General features: G+C 31.0%; 14 protein-coding genes. 8 read left to right on the forward strand and 6 right to left on the reverse strand.

Annotated elements, in window-relative coordinates; genetic code table 11:
* Positions 1-57: 57 nt before the first annotated feature.
* The 3 genes from WAF17_RS07255 to ftsZ form a co-directional block, all read right to left on the reverse strand.
* The gene (locus WAF17_RS07255; RefSeq protein ID WP_338768178.1) at positions 58-882 is read right to left on the reverse strand and encodes a hypothetical protein; all 825 of its coding nucleotides are present in this window, start codon (positions 880-882) and stop codon (positions 58-60) included.
* A gap of 69 nt (positions 883-951) precedes the next feature.
* Positions 952-1,698, reverse strand: coding sequence for a hypothetical protein (locus tag WAF17_RS07260; RefSeq protein ID WP_338768179.1), 747 nt, complete (start codon positions 1,696-1,698; stop codon positions 952-954).
* Between the two features lie 77 nt (positions 1,699-1,775).
* Positions 1,776-3,401 (reverse strand): cell division protein FtsZ, encoded by a 1,626-nt coding sequence (gene ftsZ, locus WAF17_RS07265; protein WP_338768180.1) that lies wholly within the window; start codon positions 3,399-3,401, stop codon positions 1,776-1,778.
* A 484-nt stretch (positions 3,402-3,885) separates the two neighbouring features.
* Here ftsZ and WAF17_RS07270 point away from each other — a divergent pair, with 484 nt between their 5' ends.
* From WAF17_RS07270 to WAF17_RS07280, 3 genes are all read left to right on the forward strand, one after another.
* Positions 3,886-4,719, forward strand: coding sequence for a hypothetical protein (locus WAF17_RS07270; RefSeq protein WP_338768181.1), 834 nt, complete (start codon positions 3,886-3,888; stop codon positions 4,717-4,719).
* A gap of 3 nt (positions 4,720-4,722) precedes the next feature.
* Positions 4,723-5,565 (forward strand): hypothetical protein, encoded by an 843-nt coding sequence (locus WAF17_RS07275; protein WP_338768183.1) that lies wholly within the window; start codon positions 4,723-4,725, stop codon positions 5,563-5,565.
* Positions 5,566-5,799: 234 nt separating this feature from the next.
* Positions 5,800-6,414 (forward strand): hypothetical protein, encoded by a 615-nt coding sequence (locus tag WAF17_RS07280; RefSeq protein ID WP_338768184.1) that lies wholly within the window; start codon positions 5,800-5,802, stop codon positions 6,412-6,414.
* 88 nt (positions 6,415-6,502) lie between these two features.
* Here the strand turns inward: WAF17_RS07280 and WAF17_RS07285 are convergent, their stop codons facing one another.
* Positions 6,503-8,344, reverse strand: coding sequence for a DEAD/DEAH box helicase (locus WAF17_RS07285; protein ID WP_338768185.1), 1,842 nt, complete (start codon positions 8,342-8,344; stop codon positions 6,503-6,505).
* Positions 8,345-9,108: 764 nt separating this feature from the next.
* Between WAF17_RS07285 and rlmD the strand changes: the two genes are divergently transcribed.
* Positions 9,109-10,524, forward strand: a complete 1,416-nt coding sequence (rlmD, locus tag WAF17_RS07290; protein WP_338770161.1) for a 23S rRNA (uracil(1939)-C(5))-methyltransferase RlmD — start codon at positions 9,109-9,111, stop codon at positions 10,522-10,524.
* Between the two features lie 80 nt (positions 10,525-10,604).
* Here the strand turns inward: rlmD and WAF17_RS07295 are convergent, their stop codons facing one another.
* Complete coding sequence (locus WAF17_RS07295; RefSeq protein ID WP_338768187.1) at positions 10,605-11,201, reverse strand: GNAT family protein; 597 nt, start codon at positions 11,199-11,201, stop codon at positions 10,605-10,607.
* 85 nt (positions 11,202-11,286) lie between these two features.
* Here WAF17_RS07295 and WAF17_RS07300 point away from each other — a divergent pair, with 85 nt between their 5' ends.
* Positions 11,287-11,970, forward strand: coding sequence for an ABC transporter ATP-binding protein (locus WAF17_RS07300; protein ID WP_338768189.1), 684 nt, complete (start codon positions 11,287-11,289; stop codon positions 11,968-11,970).
* 208 nt (positions 11,971-12,178) lie between these two features.
* Here the strand turns inward: WAF17_RS07300 and WAF17_RS07305 are convergent, their stop codons facing one another.
* Positions 12,179-12,715 carry a DUF4199 domain-containing protein gene (locus WAF17_RS07305; RefSeq protein ID WP_338768191.1) on the reverse strand — a complete coding sequence of 179 codons (537 nt, stop codon included), beginning with the start codon at positions 12,713-12,715 and terminating at the stop codon, positions 12,179-12,181.
* Positions 12,716-12,899: 184 nt separating this feature from the next.
* Here WAF17_RS07305 and WAF17_RS07310 point away from each other — a divergent pair, with 184 nt between their 5' ends.
* From WAF17_RS07310 to WAF17_RS07320, 3 genes are all read left to right on the forward strand, one after another.
* A complete protein-coding gene (locus WAF17_RS07310; RefSeq protein WP_338768193.1) occupies positions 12,900-13,883 on the forward strand; it encodes a 2-oxoglutarate and iron-dependent oxygenase domain-containing protein in 984 nt (327 codons plus the stop codon).
* 223 nt (positions 13,884-14,106) lie between these two features.
* Complete coding sequence (locus WAF17_RS07315) at positions 14,107-14,667, forward strand: hypothetical protein (RefSeq protein ID WP_338768196.1); 561 nt, start codon at positions 14,107-14,109, stop codon at positions 14,665-14,667.
* Positions 14,668-14,824: 157 nt separating this feature from the next.
* Positions 14,825-15,241, forward strand: coding sequence for a hypothetical protein (locus tag WAF17_RS07320; protein ID WP_338768199.1), 417 nt, complete (start codon positions 14,825-14,827; stop codon positions 15,239-15,241).
* Positions 15,242-15,288: the final 47 nt, after the last annotated feature.

Raw genomic sequence — 15,288 nt, forward strand, 5'->3', positions numbered from 1 at the left:
GAGAGAGATGTTACTCATTTAATGGCAAACAATAGGTTTATTTTTAATGCTCATTTATTAAAACCTAAATTCTGATTTTGTATTATTAAGTTCTTCTATTTCTTTATCGCCTTTGAATTTATCAAGATAGTTGCTACCATCAGCAGGTAAGTCATTCGGATTATAGCCTAACAAGAATAGTTTTTTATCAGCTAATTTTTGAGCCACTTTACGGAGTTCGTAGCCTATATATTCTGAGTCATTATTTGTCTTTTCTATGGCGTATTCTTTTAATTCACTCTCAAAACTACGAACATATTTTATGGCAGCAATATAATCTTCCTTCGTAATTTCAAGCATTGGTTTTAGCTTAGGCAAAGTATTTTTCTTATACTCTCCTGAAAATAAAATTTCTTGATTTATATTTTGGAACTTAGCTTCTTGCATTGCTTTTTTTGCTTCCTCAATCGTTTCGAAGCCTTTTTGCTTAGGAGTAAAAACTGTTTTCATTCCCTTTACTTCCGTCGTGCTAAATAAGAAAGAATTGTATTGAGCTTTTCCATCTCTTTGTCTTTCCATAACTAAAAGAATAGCGTCTTTACCTTCATCGTTTTTTACAAAACTTTTTTCTATGACTTTGATGGTATCTTTGGTTTCCCATTTACCTATTTTTTCTTTTATATCTTGTGGGGTATTTTCAGTTACTTCTGTGTCTTGACTATAAGGCATTCTTTGAGGAATGAATGATTTCTGATTTATCAATACTCTAACATTTCCATCAGGTTTTTTGGGATACCAAGTCCCTATAATGTCATTTTCATTGCTATTTATTTTGGAAGAAGTACAAGAAAAAAAGCTGAATAAGAAAATAACAAGTAGAAATGAGAAAATACGATGTTTCATAATTTGAGATGTTTTGATGTGTAGATTATATAAGTTATTACAATAATATGCTTATAAAAAGCTCACTGCTTATTCTATGAAACTTCTGATTTGATTTTTGAGTTGCTTTACTTTCGCATCAGATTCAAAACTTTTCAATACAGTTGTTTTGTTTTTTGCATATCCATCATAGTCCATTAAAAACATTTTTTTTTCTATCAAATCTGTTACTCTTCCGTTCAGTAAAGATACCTTACTCTCATCAAATTCTTCTAAATAATTAGCTTTTACAAACTCTTGTAGGTTATTTTTTAAACTAACAATATATTCTAAGATTTTTATATACTCTTCTTTTGTGAGTTCTGTTAGTGGTTTTGTATTCTCAAAATCATATTCTTCTGAAAAAAAAGGTTGTTCTACTACTACTCTAATTTTATCATTAGACAATGCTTCAAAAGCTTCTTTAGCTGTAAAGAAATTTCTTTGGACTTCATAAAGAGTAACTAAGCCTTTTACATCTGTATTATGAATTGTAATAGATTTGTATTTTGCTGTTTCTTTCTCTTCAAAAATAACTAAAGCAATTCCATTTTTAATAGCTTTATGTTCGACTATTTTTATAGTATCGATACCATTCCAAAAGTCATATTCTAGTAAAGAGTCTTCTACAATAATATTGGTAAAATTATTATTAATGTTTAGCCTTTGTGTGCTCTTGCTCTTATCTGGATGAAAATAGAAGATTTTTTCGTACTTTTCTTTTGTAATGTTTTTTGAGGATTTACATGATGTTATACCAATAAGTAAGAAGAGAAATAGATACAATATATTTTTCATAAAAGAAATTTATTTATAAAAAAACGCCTTATTTTCTTTAAAAAAGGCGTTTTATATATTTTTTAATTTTTAAACAGTTAATCTACATTATCATGTAAAAAACGATTTCCTCCCAAAAGCTCATTATCTTCATCTACTTTATAACGAGAACTAGAAGATTCTGACGAATGAGGCATTTCTTTTAGTTTTACATTTCTACGAAGATAAGCAGGAACATCTCTACGTTCTTGTAATTCTTCATCACTCAAATCAGAAAGACTTTTTGTTGGAACAGAAACAGGTTTTACTTGTTCTACTCTTTTCTCTACAACTTGATTTTGAGTAACTGTATTTTGTGAAGAAGTAGAAGTTACATTTTGATGACTTGTATTCTGCTGACTATTAGAGCTTTGAGAATGCTGATTCATATAACCATAAGCACTTACAGCTGGTGTATTTTGTGGTGCTTGATTAGTTATTTTTTTTTTTGAATCATCTTCATTAAAATAATCATCTTCTAAACTAAAGATTACTTTATCTGTTTTTTTAGGCTCTGTATAAGCAGGTTTTGTTTCTTCAACAGGTTGCTTTTGAGCTTGTGTTTCTATTTGATTTGATTGAGTAGTTTCTTCATTTTCTTTTTCCTCAAAGAAATCTTTTTTCTCATAATCCTTTACTTCAATTCTATTCTTAATTCTTTTATTGCTAGTAAGGTCAAAAACTTTGCGTTCTGGTCTTTCTGGTGGCAAATCTTCTGAATGCTCAAAACCAGTTGCAATAATAGTAACACTAATGCTGTCTCCGAGTGTTTCGTCAGTAGCTTGACCAAAGATAATCTCTGCATCATCACCAGCTTGTTCTTGTACGTAATCTGTAACTTCTTCAAGTTCATCCATTTGAAACTCTTCTTCATTTCCAATAACAATAGAAAGCAAGATATATTTTGCTCCAAAAATATTGGTATTATTAAGAAGAGGAGAAGAAATAGCTCCTTCGGCTGCACGTCTTGCTCTGTTTTCGCCCTCGGCAGTAGATGAACCCATAACGGCAGCACCTGCACCTTGCATAACAGTACGAACATCTTCAAAATCAACGTTTATTGTACCCGAAACAGTAATAATTTCAGCAATAGATTTTGCACCTTTCAAGAGAACATTATCAGCTTGACGGAATGCCTCACGCATAGAAGCCTTTCCATAAACATCTCTCAAACGGTCGTTTAGGATTACCAAAACTGTATCACAGTGTTCACGAAGCGCATTTACGCCTTCTTGCGCTCTTACTCGCTTAGGTCTTCCTTCGAAGCTAAATGGAGCAGTTACGATTCCGACAGTCAAGACACCTAGACTTTGAGCAATTTCGGCAATTACTGGAGCTGCACCTGTACCCGTACCACCACCCATTCCAGCAGTAATAAAAAGCATTTTGGTATTTTCTCCTAATATTGTTTTTATATCTTCTTTGCTTTCAAGAGCAGCACTTCTTCCACGTTCAGGGTTTGCTCCTGCACCTAGCCCTTGTGTAAGTGTTTTTCCTATCTGTACTTTGTTTGGAACAGGACTTAAATCAAGTGCTTGTATATCCGTATTACAGATATAAAAATCTACTCCTTTTATTCCATGCAAATACATATGTGCAACAGCGTTGCCACCACCACCACCAACACCAATTACTTTGATGATTGAAGGTTCTGTTCCGAAATTATAATTTGTAACGTCTGACATCATTGAATGATTATTTCAAGGTTTTTGGTCTTGTATTTATATCTTAATTTCTACCAAAATTAATTTGCTCTAAAAAATGTGTATTTACATTTAGAATACAATATAAAAATTATTTTGAATAGAATATTTGTAATCTTAAATTATTTTATAATTAACTCCTAAAATCTTACTTTAGTTTGTTAGTTTTGCGCTCGTTGTGATTTTTTTCACAGCTTTTTTATTCTTTTGGCTTTACTTTGTTTCACTCATTCTTATACTTTTGAGTTAATCATGTACAAAGAAACAAAAATAGTTTGATTAAGCTACGATAAGTTAAGCTAAATTATTTCAAATATGCAAAAAATAATTAAAAAATCTAAGAATTTGTGTATTTAATTTCAAAATACTGTGATTTTATATATTTCTACATAAGAAAGGAATCGTTTTGAATTCGTTTTTGCTCCTGTGTGTCTGTATTATTTTGGCTGATTAAATCAAATAAACTATGAAATCAATTACTTTTAGGAATTTAGTTTTGGGGTTTTATGTTAGCTTAGGGATTACTGTTTTTCCGTCATTTTATTATTCACTAGAATATTTAATAGACTTATTATGGTGGTTTTCTGAAAATAGTCAGAATTTATTTACTGCCATTTTTTCTGTTTTGTTTTTTGTTTTAGTAGTAATTACAACTAGATTTAGACAAGGTTCTATTCTTTTTGGAATTTATTTTGGTGGAATTTCTGCATTTTCTATTGCTGTTTTGGGAGTTAATAATGGAGATAAAGCTGTTTTTGGTATTATCCTTTTTAGTGTTTTATTACTTATAATTTCATTGGCTTATCATCCTTCTTTCAAAACAAACAATGCTCCTACTATCAAAAATGAGACTATTTTAGATGATTTTGATACACAAGAAAAAGGATATATAATCAGTAAAACAAGTTATTTTTTACGTATTAATCGTATTTTTTCTTTTGTTATTGTTTTGGCTGCTTTGGGGCTTATTTTCTTGGGAACATTTATGACAGGAGGACATATTTCAGAAGAAGAAGGTTTTGGCTTAATATTACTTTCTGTTCCTATTTTTATTATAGCTTTTCTAAATTGGAAGTTTCCAAAAGTATTTAGTTATTTGGTAGCTATCACGGTTTTTATTGGAGGAACATTTTTAGAATTAGCTATTCTTGAACAGATGTATCGTTCTTTATTTAAAAATGATTCTAGGTTTTTAATGGAGTTTTTCGTTATTGGACAGGTAGGCTTTGTTTTATCTTGTCTATTTTTAATCTTTATAGTTCTCTCCAAAACAGCCAAAGAAGAATGGAAAATGAAATAAACTATGAAATCAATTACTTTTAGAAATTTAGTTTTGGGGTTTTACTTTTGTGTGGGATTTTCCTTGTTACTTCTTAATGAGAGGAGTTTTATAACTCTTTGGAATACTTGGAATCAAAGTAAGATAGTAGCAGAAGATTTGATAATAAATAACAACAAATATGTCTTTTTAGTTACTTTACCTTTTTTTGTAGGTGTAGTATTATGCTTATTTTATAGAGAAACATGGATATTATGTGTAATTTATTATGTGTTTGCTGCTTCTGTCTATGTGTTACTTGATCCTTTTCATTCTAATATGGATATTATTTTAAGTATGACAGGTATTTTTGTTATTTTATTTACTTTAATTTGTCTTGGAATGCACCCTCATTTTTCTGAGTTCTCTTTCTCAAAAAAGGATAGTAATATTATTTTAGATGAATTTGAAATTAGTGCAAAAACCAAAGAAAGTAAATCCTATTTTTTACGTATTCATAGAGTTTTTTCATTGGCTTTTATGATTATAACCATAACAGCTATTATTTCTTCTATTGATGCAAATCTTAATCATTACAAAGATATAAGTTTAATATTTTTGCTTTTTGGTTTTGTCATTCTCATATTTACTGTTGTTCTGTGGAACTTTCCTAAAGTTGCCAGTTGGATTATAGCTTTAACTTTAATAGTAGCTTTTATAGCAATAGAGTTTTTTGTATGTACTGACCTATTGAATGAAGACTATACAAATTATCGTATAATGAGTTGGTTAGAATCGACTTCTATTATAGGTTTAGCTTTTATACCTCTGTTTATCGCTTTAATACTTATTTCAAAAACAGCCAAAGAAGAATGGAAAATGAAATAAACTATGAAATCAATTACTTTTAGAAATTTAGTTTTGGGGTTTTACTTTTGTGTGGGATTTTTGTTGTTAAATATTCTTGATTACACTCTGAGAATTAAAACGATAGATTCATCGGTAATAAGAAATGTTCCTTTCCAAAAAGATTATATACCTTTTCTATTTTCACTACCTTTCTTTCTAATACCTTTTTTACTAAGAAAATATTTAATTTTTGGTATTATCTATTTTGGATTGGTGTCTTTAGTTTGCACATTACTTCAGTCCCAACTCTTTGAATCAGATACAACTTTTAGTCTCATCATCATTTCTACTGTTTTTCTTCTTTTAATTCTGTTTGTAAAACACCCTCTATTTTCTAAACAAGAAAACTCAAATAGTAGTGATATTATTTTAGATGACTTAGAAGGAGATAATAAATCTCAAGAAAAAACTAATACATATTTCTTACGCATTCATAGAGTTTTTTCATTTGCTTTTATTATAATTGGAATCGGTTATCTATTCCTCTCTACTGAAACAAGTGGACATAACTTATTTGATAAACGTATAAAATTTGTGGAGTTTATAGTTTTAGGTTTAGTTATGTTTTTAATTGCCTTAACACTATGGAAATTCCCTAAAATAATAAGTTGGATTGTGGCTTTACTTTTTGTTGGAATGTTTCTCTTTATGTTGATACGTTTCTATGAGTTGTTTGTAATTATTATTACTAGTATACATAATGCTGACCTTACTAGTAGAGAAAGTTGGGTGCGTATAGTTTCTTTACTATTTTTTGCATTTAGTTTTCTATTTCTAGCTCTAATAATACTTTCAAAAACAGCTAGAGAAGAATGGAAAATGAAGTAATTGAATTCCTACAAAAACAAAAAAAATCCATTTCCCTAAACTAAATTAGAAAAATGGATTTTAAATATATTGTCTAAAGGACTAAAAATTAAGCTTTTTCAAACTCTACTTTTTTACCTTTTATTTTAGATTTGTTCATTACTCTGATTACGTTATCAACATCAGATTGTGGTACTTCTACAAAAGATTCTTTTTCATTTACACGAATAGCACCTATTTTGTCGCCACGCATTCCTGTTTCTCCTGCAATTGCTCCCAAAATATCACCTTTACGTACATTTTCAGTTGCTCCTAAGTCAATACGCAAACGAATCATAGTACCACGGTCGCCACGGTCTTTGTAAGAAGGACGGCTTCCTCTGTCATTTCTATCACGTCCACCTCTGTCATCACGACGGTTACGGCTTCCTCTATCATTACGTCCACCTCTACGGTCATTTCTTCCTCCTCTATTTCTGTCTCTATCTCTTCCACCACGTCCATCTCTTCTTCTGTCTCTAGTATCCCAGATTTCAGCTTCTGTAAGACGGTCAGTAGGTTTGTTTGATAATTGAAGGCTCAAAACAGCAGCAGCTACTTGTTTTGAAGTGATTCCTTCAATTTCTAACATTTCGATAAGAGCTGTAAAACCTTCTAATTCTTCAGCTTTTTTCTCATTTCCAATAATTTCTTTCAAGTTTTCCATAAAACGAACTTGCTTTTTAGCCAAAACTTCGTCTTGTGTAGGAATTGTTCCTTGAGATATTTTAGACTTAGAATAACGTTCGATATCATTCAAACGATATTGTTCTCTACGACCAGAAATAAATGTAATCGAAACACCTTTATTTCCTGCACGACCTGTACGACCAATACGGTGAACATAATATTCTGGGTCTAAAGGCACGTCATAATTAATAACTGCTTCTACGTTATCTACATCAATTCCACGAGCTGCAACATCTGTCGCTACCAAAATCTGAACACGTCCATGACGGAATTTATTCATTACCAAATTACGTTGGTGTTGTGCCAAATCTCCGTGTAGTGCTTCTGCTGCATATCCTTTTTGAATAAGTCTTTCTGCTACTTCGTCGGTTCTCTGTTTTGTATTACAGAAAATAAGCATTGATTCCCAACCGTTATATGCCAACAAACGAACTAAAACATCAGTTTTGTAATTCGGATTGATTGGTAAGAATGATTGTTCGATATTATCACTTGTAAGTTCTTTACTGATTACCTTTACAATTTCTGGATTGTTTTGGTATTTTCTAGCAATTTGAAGGATTGGTTTTGGCATTGTAGCAGAAAACAAAACTGTTTGGTGTTCTGTCGTAATTTGCTCCAAAATCAATTCAATATCTTCTTTAAAGCCCATATTAAGCATCTCATCAGCTTCATCCAAAATAATGTTTGTTATTTCTTCTAGCTTCAAAGTTCCTCTTTTGATATGGTCAATCGTACGCCCTGGTGTTCCTACAACGATTTGAACACCTCTTTTTAGATTACGAATCTGTTTTTCAATAGACTCTCCACCATAAATAGCTGTTACGAAAATATCTTTACGATACTTTGCTAATTTCTCTAATTCTCCTGCTACTTGAACAGCAAGTTCACGAGTAGGACATAAAATAATTCCTTTTGGTAATCTTGAATTTCTATCAAATTCGCTGTTTTCATTTGCTTTGATGATTCTTTCAATAAGAGGAATACCAAATGCAGCTGTTTTTCCTGTTCCTGTTTGTGCTTGTCCGATTACATCTCTTCCTTCTAATAAGAAAGGAATTGCTTCTTCTTGAATTGGAGAAGGAGATTCAAATCCCATTTTCTCAACTGCCTTTTGCACATCTTCAGAAAGATTCATTTCTGAAAATTTTATTTTCACTTCTGTTTCTTGTACTTCTGTTGCTTTTTCTGCTGTCTTTGTTTTTTCAATTGTCTTTTCCATATAGAAAATATATAAATTATATGTGTATGATAAATAATTTTAGAAAGCGACTTAAAAAAACGATAAGCAGACGGTCAGAGTGTGTACCAATTTAGATAAACAGAATTATTGTAATTAATGAGAAAATAAAAAGCATTCAATAAAAACTACATAGTATGTATGCAGAACTTTATTTTGAAATTTATTTTTCTAGATAATTAAACAAATACGGTATTGTATCAAGTGTTGATAAGAGCAAAAATGACGAAACCTAGATGACTTTGAGGTTTGTGCTAAGTGAGAAGCTTTTGTGGGAGGCGTTGAACGATTTGTTTTGTGATTTGAAATCTAACATATTATTTTAATAATAAAATTAAATTTCACAACGCAAGCTAACTCAACAAAGACTTCTTATGTAGTGAACAGAAAAGAGGTACATTATATAAATTCAAAAATTAGAATTTAGAATTCAGAATTAATTCGGAATACTTGATATGTACTTTTAAATCAAAGTTTTCTATATTTCAATAGTTAAGTTTTGACTTTTAATAATTTGATTATAACTTTTATAATCTTTTCATTATCTAAAACTTAATTAAACGCAATAGCTTAGGCTTTTCCCTATGGCTTTCTTTAACGAGTTGCAAAGATAAGAATTATTTTTTTATTAACCTAATTATTTGAGCTTATTTCCTATAATTTTGCTTCAATAAAAAAGTTTAATACAGCTATTTTATTTTTCCTAACTTTGTACATTGAAACCAAAAATAATCAGAATAGTAAATATGGGAAGAAGAAAACACAAAAACCGAATTATAGAAAATGTTGTCATTCTTGATGCAGGAGCAGAAGGAAAATGTATTGCCAGACCAGAAGAAGCCGATGGAAGAGTAGTTTTCGTTACAGGCGTAGTACCAAAAGACGTAGTAGATTTACGAGTTACCAAACAAAGAAAAAGTTATTGGGAAGCCACAGTAGTAAAGTTTCATTCTTATTCTGATGAACGTGTAGAACCTTTTTGTCAGCATTTCGGAGTTTGTGGAGGCTGTAAATGGCAACATTTGAGCTATGAAAGACAGCTTTTTTATAAAGAAAAACAAGTAAAAGATAACTTAGAACGTTTGGCAAAGATAGAATTACCAGAAATAAAGCCTATTCTAGCATCAGAAAACACTACTTTTTATAGAAATAAATTAGAATTTACGTTTTCTTCTCGTCGTTGGCTAACTAGCGAACAAATAGCAACAGGACAAGATTTTGACAATCGTGCTTTGGGTTTTCATATACCGGGGCGTTACGATAAACTCGTTGATTTGAATGAGTGTTATCTACAAGCCGAGCCGTCAAATTCTATTCGTTTGGCAGTCAATAAATATGCTAGAGAACACGATTTAGAGTTTTATAATGTAATGGCTTTTGAAGGTCTGTTGAGAAACTTGATGATTCGTAATTCTCAAACAACATCAGATTTGATGGTTATGTTGCAAGTAACAGCATTCAATGAAGAAGTAGAAAAGTTAATGCAATTTATAAAGACTTCTTTTCCTGAGATTACGTCTTTGCAATATGTTGTAAACACAAAAAGAAATGATACTTTCCAAGACTTGGAGATTGTTTGTTTTGCAGGGAAAGATTATATTACTGAAACGATGGAAGGCTTAGAATTCAGAATTCAAGCTAAATCATTCTATCAAACTAACTCTATTCAAGCCTATAATTTATATAAAATTACTAGAGATTTTGCACAGCTTACAGGCGAAGAAGTCGTTTATGACCTTTATACAGGAACAGGAACAATAGCAAACTTTGTAGCAAAACAAGCCAAACAAGTAATTGGAGTAGAATATATCGAACCAGCCATTGAAGATGCAAAAATCAATTCTAAATTAAATGGAATTGATAATACACTTTTTTATGCAGGTGACATGAAAGATGTTTTGAATGAGGAATTTTTAGAAAAACACGCCCGTCCAGATGTTATTTTGACCGACCCACCAAGAGCAGGAATGCACCCAGATGTAATTGCTATGCTTTTGAGAATTGGTGCAAAACGCATTGTTTATGTGAGTTGTAACCCAGCTACACAAGCACGAGATTTACAACTTTTGGATGAAAAATATAGCGTAAAAGCTATTCAACCTGTTGATATGTTTCCACAAACGCATCATGTAGAAAACGTGGTTTTGTTGGAGTTGAAATAAATAATAGTATTCTCAATAAACTCAAACTATTGATAATTTATCAGATAAGTTTGTCAAAGTTTGAGTTTATATTCTAGTTGTTACCTTTTCCTACTCATCTCAAAGTCCAATAATTTTTTCACGCCCTGCCATTCAATATTTATAATCGAAAAAACAACTGTATCTCTAAGTATCCCATTTGAATCAATTTGATGATTTCTTAAAACACCATCTTGTTTTGCTCCTAACCTTAAAATAGCTTTTCTTGATGCTTGGTTATACCAACTTGTTCGAAACTCCACAGCAATACATTTTAATTTTTCAAAAGCATATTGCAACAATAAATATTTACATTCAGTATTGACTCCTGTTCGTTGATAGCTTTTCGAATACCATGTATAACCAATTTCTACCCTTTTATTTGATTCTACAACATTACAAAAACGAGTAGAACCGATAATTTTATTTGTTTTTTTATCAATAATCGCAAAAGGTAAAGCTCTATTGGCTTCTTGTTCTGAAAAAGCAAAATCTAAATAATCATCAATTTTTTCTTGAGAAGGAACAGAAGTAAACCACAAATTCCATAACTCGCCATCTGATGCAGCTTCTAAAAGCTCATTTTTATGAGAACTAGACAAAGAAATTAATTTTACTAAATTTCCTTCTAAAGTAACAGGAGAAAGCCATTTTTTCATAAGAATTGATTTTTGATGAAATTTCAGATAGATAATGAGTATTTTTACTTTCTAAAGTAAAACGAAACATAAGATAAAAACAAAAATGCTCGCTCTCCAAACTCAAAATCTCAATAAAATATTCAATAAAGGAAAAAGTAATGAATTTGTTGCTTTATCTGATATTTCTTTGTCTATAAAAAAAGGAAGTTGTACACTTTTGAAAGGCTCATCAGGTTCTGGAAAAACTACGCTGATTAGTATTTTGGCAGGACTTACAAAGCCTACTTCTGGGAGTTATATCTGTTTGGAGGAAAATGTTTCGCACTGGTCAGAGAAATTTTTGACACAGTTTAGGCGAGAACATATAGGCATTGTTTTTCAGCATTTTAATCTTATTCAAGGACTTACTGTTGAGCAAAATATCATTCTTCCTCTTCTTCCTCTTAATTATTCTTCCAAAAAAATGGATTTTATGAGTCAAGAAGCTGCGACTTTAGCTCAAATTTCTCATAAATTAAATCAAAAAATAGATATTCTTTCAGGTGGAGAACTCCAACGCACAGCCATTGCAAGGGCATTAATCCGAAAACCTGCTATTCTTTTTGCTGACGAACCTACTTCACATTTAGACAGGAAAAATGCCATAGAGGTTTTTGAAGTTTTTGAAAAACTAAAAACAAACGGACAAACAATAATCCTTACTACACACGACGAATGGCTCAAAAACCATCCAATTATTGATAATGTAATTGAGCTAAATGATGGGGAATTAGTGATTAGTGATTAGTGATTAGTGATTAGTGATTAGTGATTAGTGATTAGTGATTAGTGATTAGTGATTAGTGATTAGTGATTAGTGATTAGTGATTAGTGATTAGTGATTAGTGATTAGTGATTAGTGATTAGTGATTAGTGATTAGTGAAAAATTCTCTTTTCAAATTATTGTTTCATTTTTTGCGAAAAAATTCCGTAATCCGTAATCTTTAATTCGTAATTAATTCTCTGGTTTTCTCTTCATCATAAAAAGAGCTGCCACTATCGAAACTACAAATCCTATAACTCCCATCTTTACGAATTTATCGACAGCCATTCCAGCAGGTGTTATTCTATCATTATTTTTTGTGGCTTCTAAAAGAACACTACTTAATTCTTCTGATTCTTCTAAATGAGCCTCTGCACCTTCTTTCAAAGCTTTACTGTATGCATCTACTTCAATTTGATGTTTTTCTAAAGCCTCTGGAACGGTTCTTAAAAAGCCATATAAAAGCCCACAATACAAAATAATAGCTACAAAATTAGCCAAAAGACCGAAACTGATTGCTCTCCAACCTTCCAAATAACCATTCAAAACTTTTCTTCTATAATTAAAAAGTCCCCACACTAAAAGTCCAAAATAAATTGGCATAAACATAAACTCATACTCTCTAAACGGATTTTTTCCAAGTGCATGAAACGTAACATTGAGCAAAAGAACACCAACAGCCATTGTTGCAGCCGTCATAAAGGCATATTTCCAAAAAGGATTTTTCATTTTTTATATAAATACGGATGATAGATTCTGATATAAGTTGCAAAAATACATATCCTTTTATTGGTTTCCTTATTTGAAACCGTATTTTTTATTAAAAATGAGATTTTATAGAATTTTGAAAATGCACAAAGATTTCATTATTTTACTAAAAATTTCCTTTTAAATCAATAAATACAAAAACACTATGAGTGATATTTTATATGATGAAGTACCGTCAGTAGATTTGGCAGACTTTAGAGCAGGTGGAGAGCGCAAAGCAAAATTTGTTCAAGAACTCGGTAAAGCGTGGGAAAATATCGGTTTTGTTGCCGTCAAAAATCACGGTTTGGCAGATGAAAACAGAGATAAGTTGTACAGTTCGGTACAAGATTTTTTCCAGTTAGACGAAGATACCAAACGCAAATACGAAAACTTGGCTTTGGCTGGTCAGCGTGGTTATATCAGCAAAGGAAGAGAAACAGCAAAGGGTTTCAAAACACCAGATTTGAAAGAGTTTTATCACGTCGGACAAATCTTTGAAGAAAAAGAAAAGGAAACCGATTCAGCCTTAAATGAATATCCAGATAATATTTTCCCAAAAGAAACGCCTGAGTTTGAAAAATATACAACTCACGCTTATCAAACATTAGAAAATTCGGGTAAAGAACTTTTACAAGCTGCTGCTTTGTATTTGGGCTTAGAAGAACATTATTTTGATAATAAAATTCATAATGGAAATAGTATTTTGAGAGCTATCCATTATTTCCCAATTCCAAATCCAGAAGAATTAGCTCCTGATGCTGTTCGTGCTGCTGCACATGGCGACATCAATTTGATTACGCTTTTGATGGGTGCAAGTGCTGACGGTTTGCAGGTTTTGCGTCGTGATGACAAATGGATTCCGATTACTGCGCTTCCTGAGCAAGTAGTTGTAAATGTTGGCGATATGCTGTCTCGTCTGACAAACAACAAACTCAAATCTACAATTCACAGAGTGGTTAATCCTCCAAAAGACAAAATGAATACGTCTCGTTATTCAATTCCATTTTTTATGCACCCACGTTCGGAAATGGATTTGAGTTGTTTGGAAAACTGTACGGATGCTCAAAACCCAAAACAATTTGAAGACATCACAGCAGGAGAGTTTTTGAATGAGCGTTTGATAGAATTAGGTTTGAAAAAAGCGTAATTTTTGAATTGTAAATTGTGAGTGATAAATGGTAAATGAAATGCATAACATAAAATTTCATTTGCCATTTATTACAAGTTTTGTTAGAAAAGAAACTTTGTGAAAATAATTGAATGCTGTTGTGTTTATTAATAAGTTAGCAGTAATTTTAAGAAAACGAAGAGCAAAAATGGTTTTCAAAACAGATATTTTTTCAACAAGCCATATTATTTTGTGCACAATTATGAAAATCATCCTAGCACTAATACTAATTTTGATTTATACGACAGAATTATATTCGCAAAATCTACTTGAAGTTGCATTAGATAACGAGTCAGTAATTGTCTATGACCAACCAGCTAAACCTATACTTCGACTTCCCCTTCTTTACGAAAAAAAGCTTTTTATTGGAGAAAGTAAATCTGACTCTTTAAATATCCGAGAGTTAATGTCAAAAATAGATACTTTAAAAATTGATTATGAAAATTGGACGAAGCAAGATATTGGAAATAAAATTCTTGTTTCTAAAAACAAAAAAATTGATTTAAAACAAGAGATTCTAAAAGTATCTGATAAGACGAAAGAAGAACAGAAAAAGTTAAAAAAAGAAATAAGAGGTTTCAACAATAACCAAGGTGGATGGAAAAACTATCCTCTGTACGTTTCAAAACCAATTTTTACGAATGACAAAAAGTTAGCATTAATAACGATAATCAGAGGTAATTCTAGTGGAAGTACAGTTTTATATAAGTTTGATGACGGAAAATGGAGTCACTATAAATATTTAAGTAAGTGGTATTATTAAAAACGATTTTCCTACTATCAATCGTAAAACCACAGGCTATCACTCGTTTTTAATGAGTGACTTATATGTATTCGGCTTGTAGCCGTGGTTTTTGTATCTTTTATTCAAGTAGTCTTTTTTCCTATCAGATAAATAAAACTTCTCAAAGCAAATATAGATGAACACGAAATTCACAATAGAGAAAAATCAAATTGAAGTTGATGTCAAAGCAACTCGTGAATTTTATCTAACCCAAAATAAAATTCCGAAAGACTGCAAATGTGAAGATTGTGAATACTTCTATAATGAATTTACTAATTTATCATCAAAAACTCTTGAACAACTAAAATCATTTGGAGTCGACTTAGGCAAAAACTTAACAAGCGAACCAACTGGTGTTTGGTGTGTAAGAGATGATAGAGGGGAAGTAATTCATATATTTCAAGTGTATCAAATAAGTGGAAAGCTGCTTGAAACAAATGAAAAGGAATTTGAATATTCAAACATAGAAAATGGATTGAAAATGAATATCAAATTTCTGCAATCATCACTTGACAAGATTGATATTGAATTGACTGTTGATGAGATAAGATGAAAGTGTTTTTTTTAACAACAAAGCATCTTTGCCGAGAAATTAAACAT

Source organism: Bernardetia sp. ABR2-2B (assembly GCF_037126435.1).
Classification (GTDB): Bacteria; Bacteroidota; Bacteroidia; order Cytophagales; family Bernardetiaceae; genus Bernardetia.

Bases quoted from the DNA above. Each gene is read 5' to 3' on its own strand.
- WAF17_RS07255 (WP_338768178.1), bottom strand. From the start codon at position 882: ATGAAACATCGTATTTTCTCATTTCTACTTGTTATTTTCTTATTCAGC.
- WAF17_RS07260 (WP_338768179.1), bottom strand. From the start codon at position 1,698: ATGAAAAATATATTGTATCTATTTCTCTTCTTACTTATTGGTATAACA.
- ftsZ (WP_338768180.1), bottom strand. From the start codon at position 3,401: ATGTCAGACGTTACAAATTATAATTTCGGAACAGAACCTTCAATCATC.
- WAF17_RS07270 (WP_338768181.1), top strand. From the start codon at position 3,886: ATGAAATCAATTACTTTTAGGAATTTAGTTTTGGGGTTTTATGTTAGC.
- WAF17_RS07275 (WP_338768183.1), top strand. From the start codon at position 4,723: ATGAAATCAATTACTTTTAGAAATTTAGTTTTGGGGTTTTACTTTTGT.
- WAF17_RS07285 (WP_338768185.1), bottom strand. From the start codon at position 8,344: ATGGAAAAGACAATTGAAAAAACAAAGACAGCAGAAAAAGCAACAGAA.
- rlmD (WP_338770161.1), top strand. From the start codon at position 9,109: ATGGGAAGAAGAAAACACAAAAACCGAATTATAGAAAATGTTGTCATT.
- WAF17_RS07295 (WP_338768187.1), bottom strand. From the start codon at position 11,201: ATGAAAAAATGGCTTTCTCCTGTTACTTTAGAAGGAAATTTAGTAAAA.
- WAF17_RS07300 (WP_338768189.1), top strand. From the start codon at position 11,287: ATGCTCGCTCTCCAAACTCAAAATCTCAATAAAATATTCAATAAAGGA.
- WAF17_RS07305 (WP_338768191.1), bottom strand. From the start codon at position 12,715: ATGAAAAATCCTTTTTGGAAATATGCCTTTATGACGGCTGCAACAATG.
- WAF17_RS07310 (WP_338768193.1), top strand. From the start codon at position 12,900: ATGAGTGATATTTTATATGATGAAGTACCGTCAGTAGATTTGGCAGAC.
- WAF17_RS07315 (WP_338768196.1), top strand. From the start codon at position 14,107: ATGAAAATCATCCTAGCACTAATACTAATTTTGATTTATACGACAGAA.
- WAF17_RS07320 (WP_338768199.1), top strand. From the start codon at position 14,825: ATGAACACGAAATTCACAATAGAGAAAAATCAAATTGAAGTTGATGTC.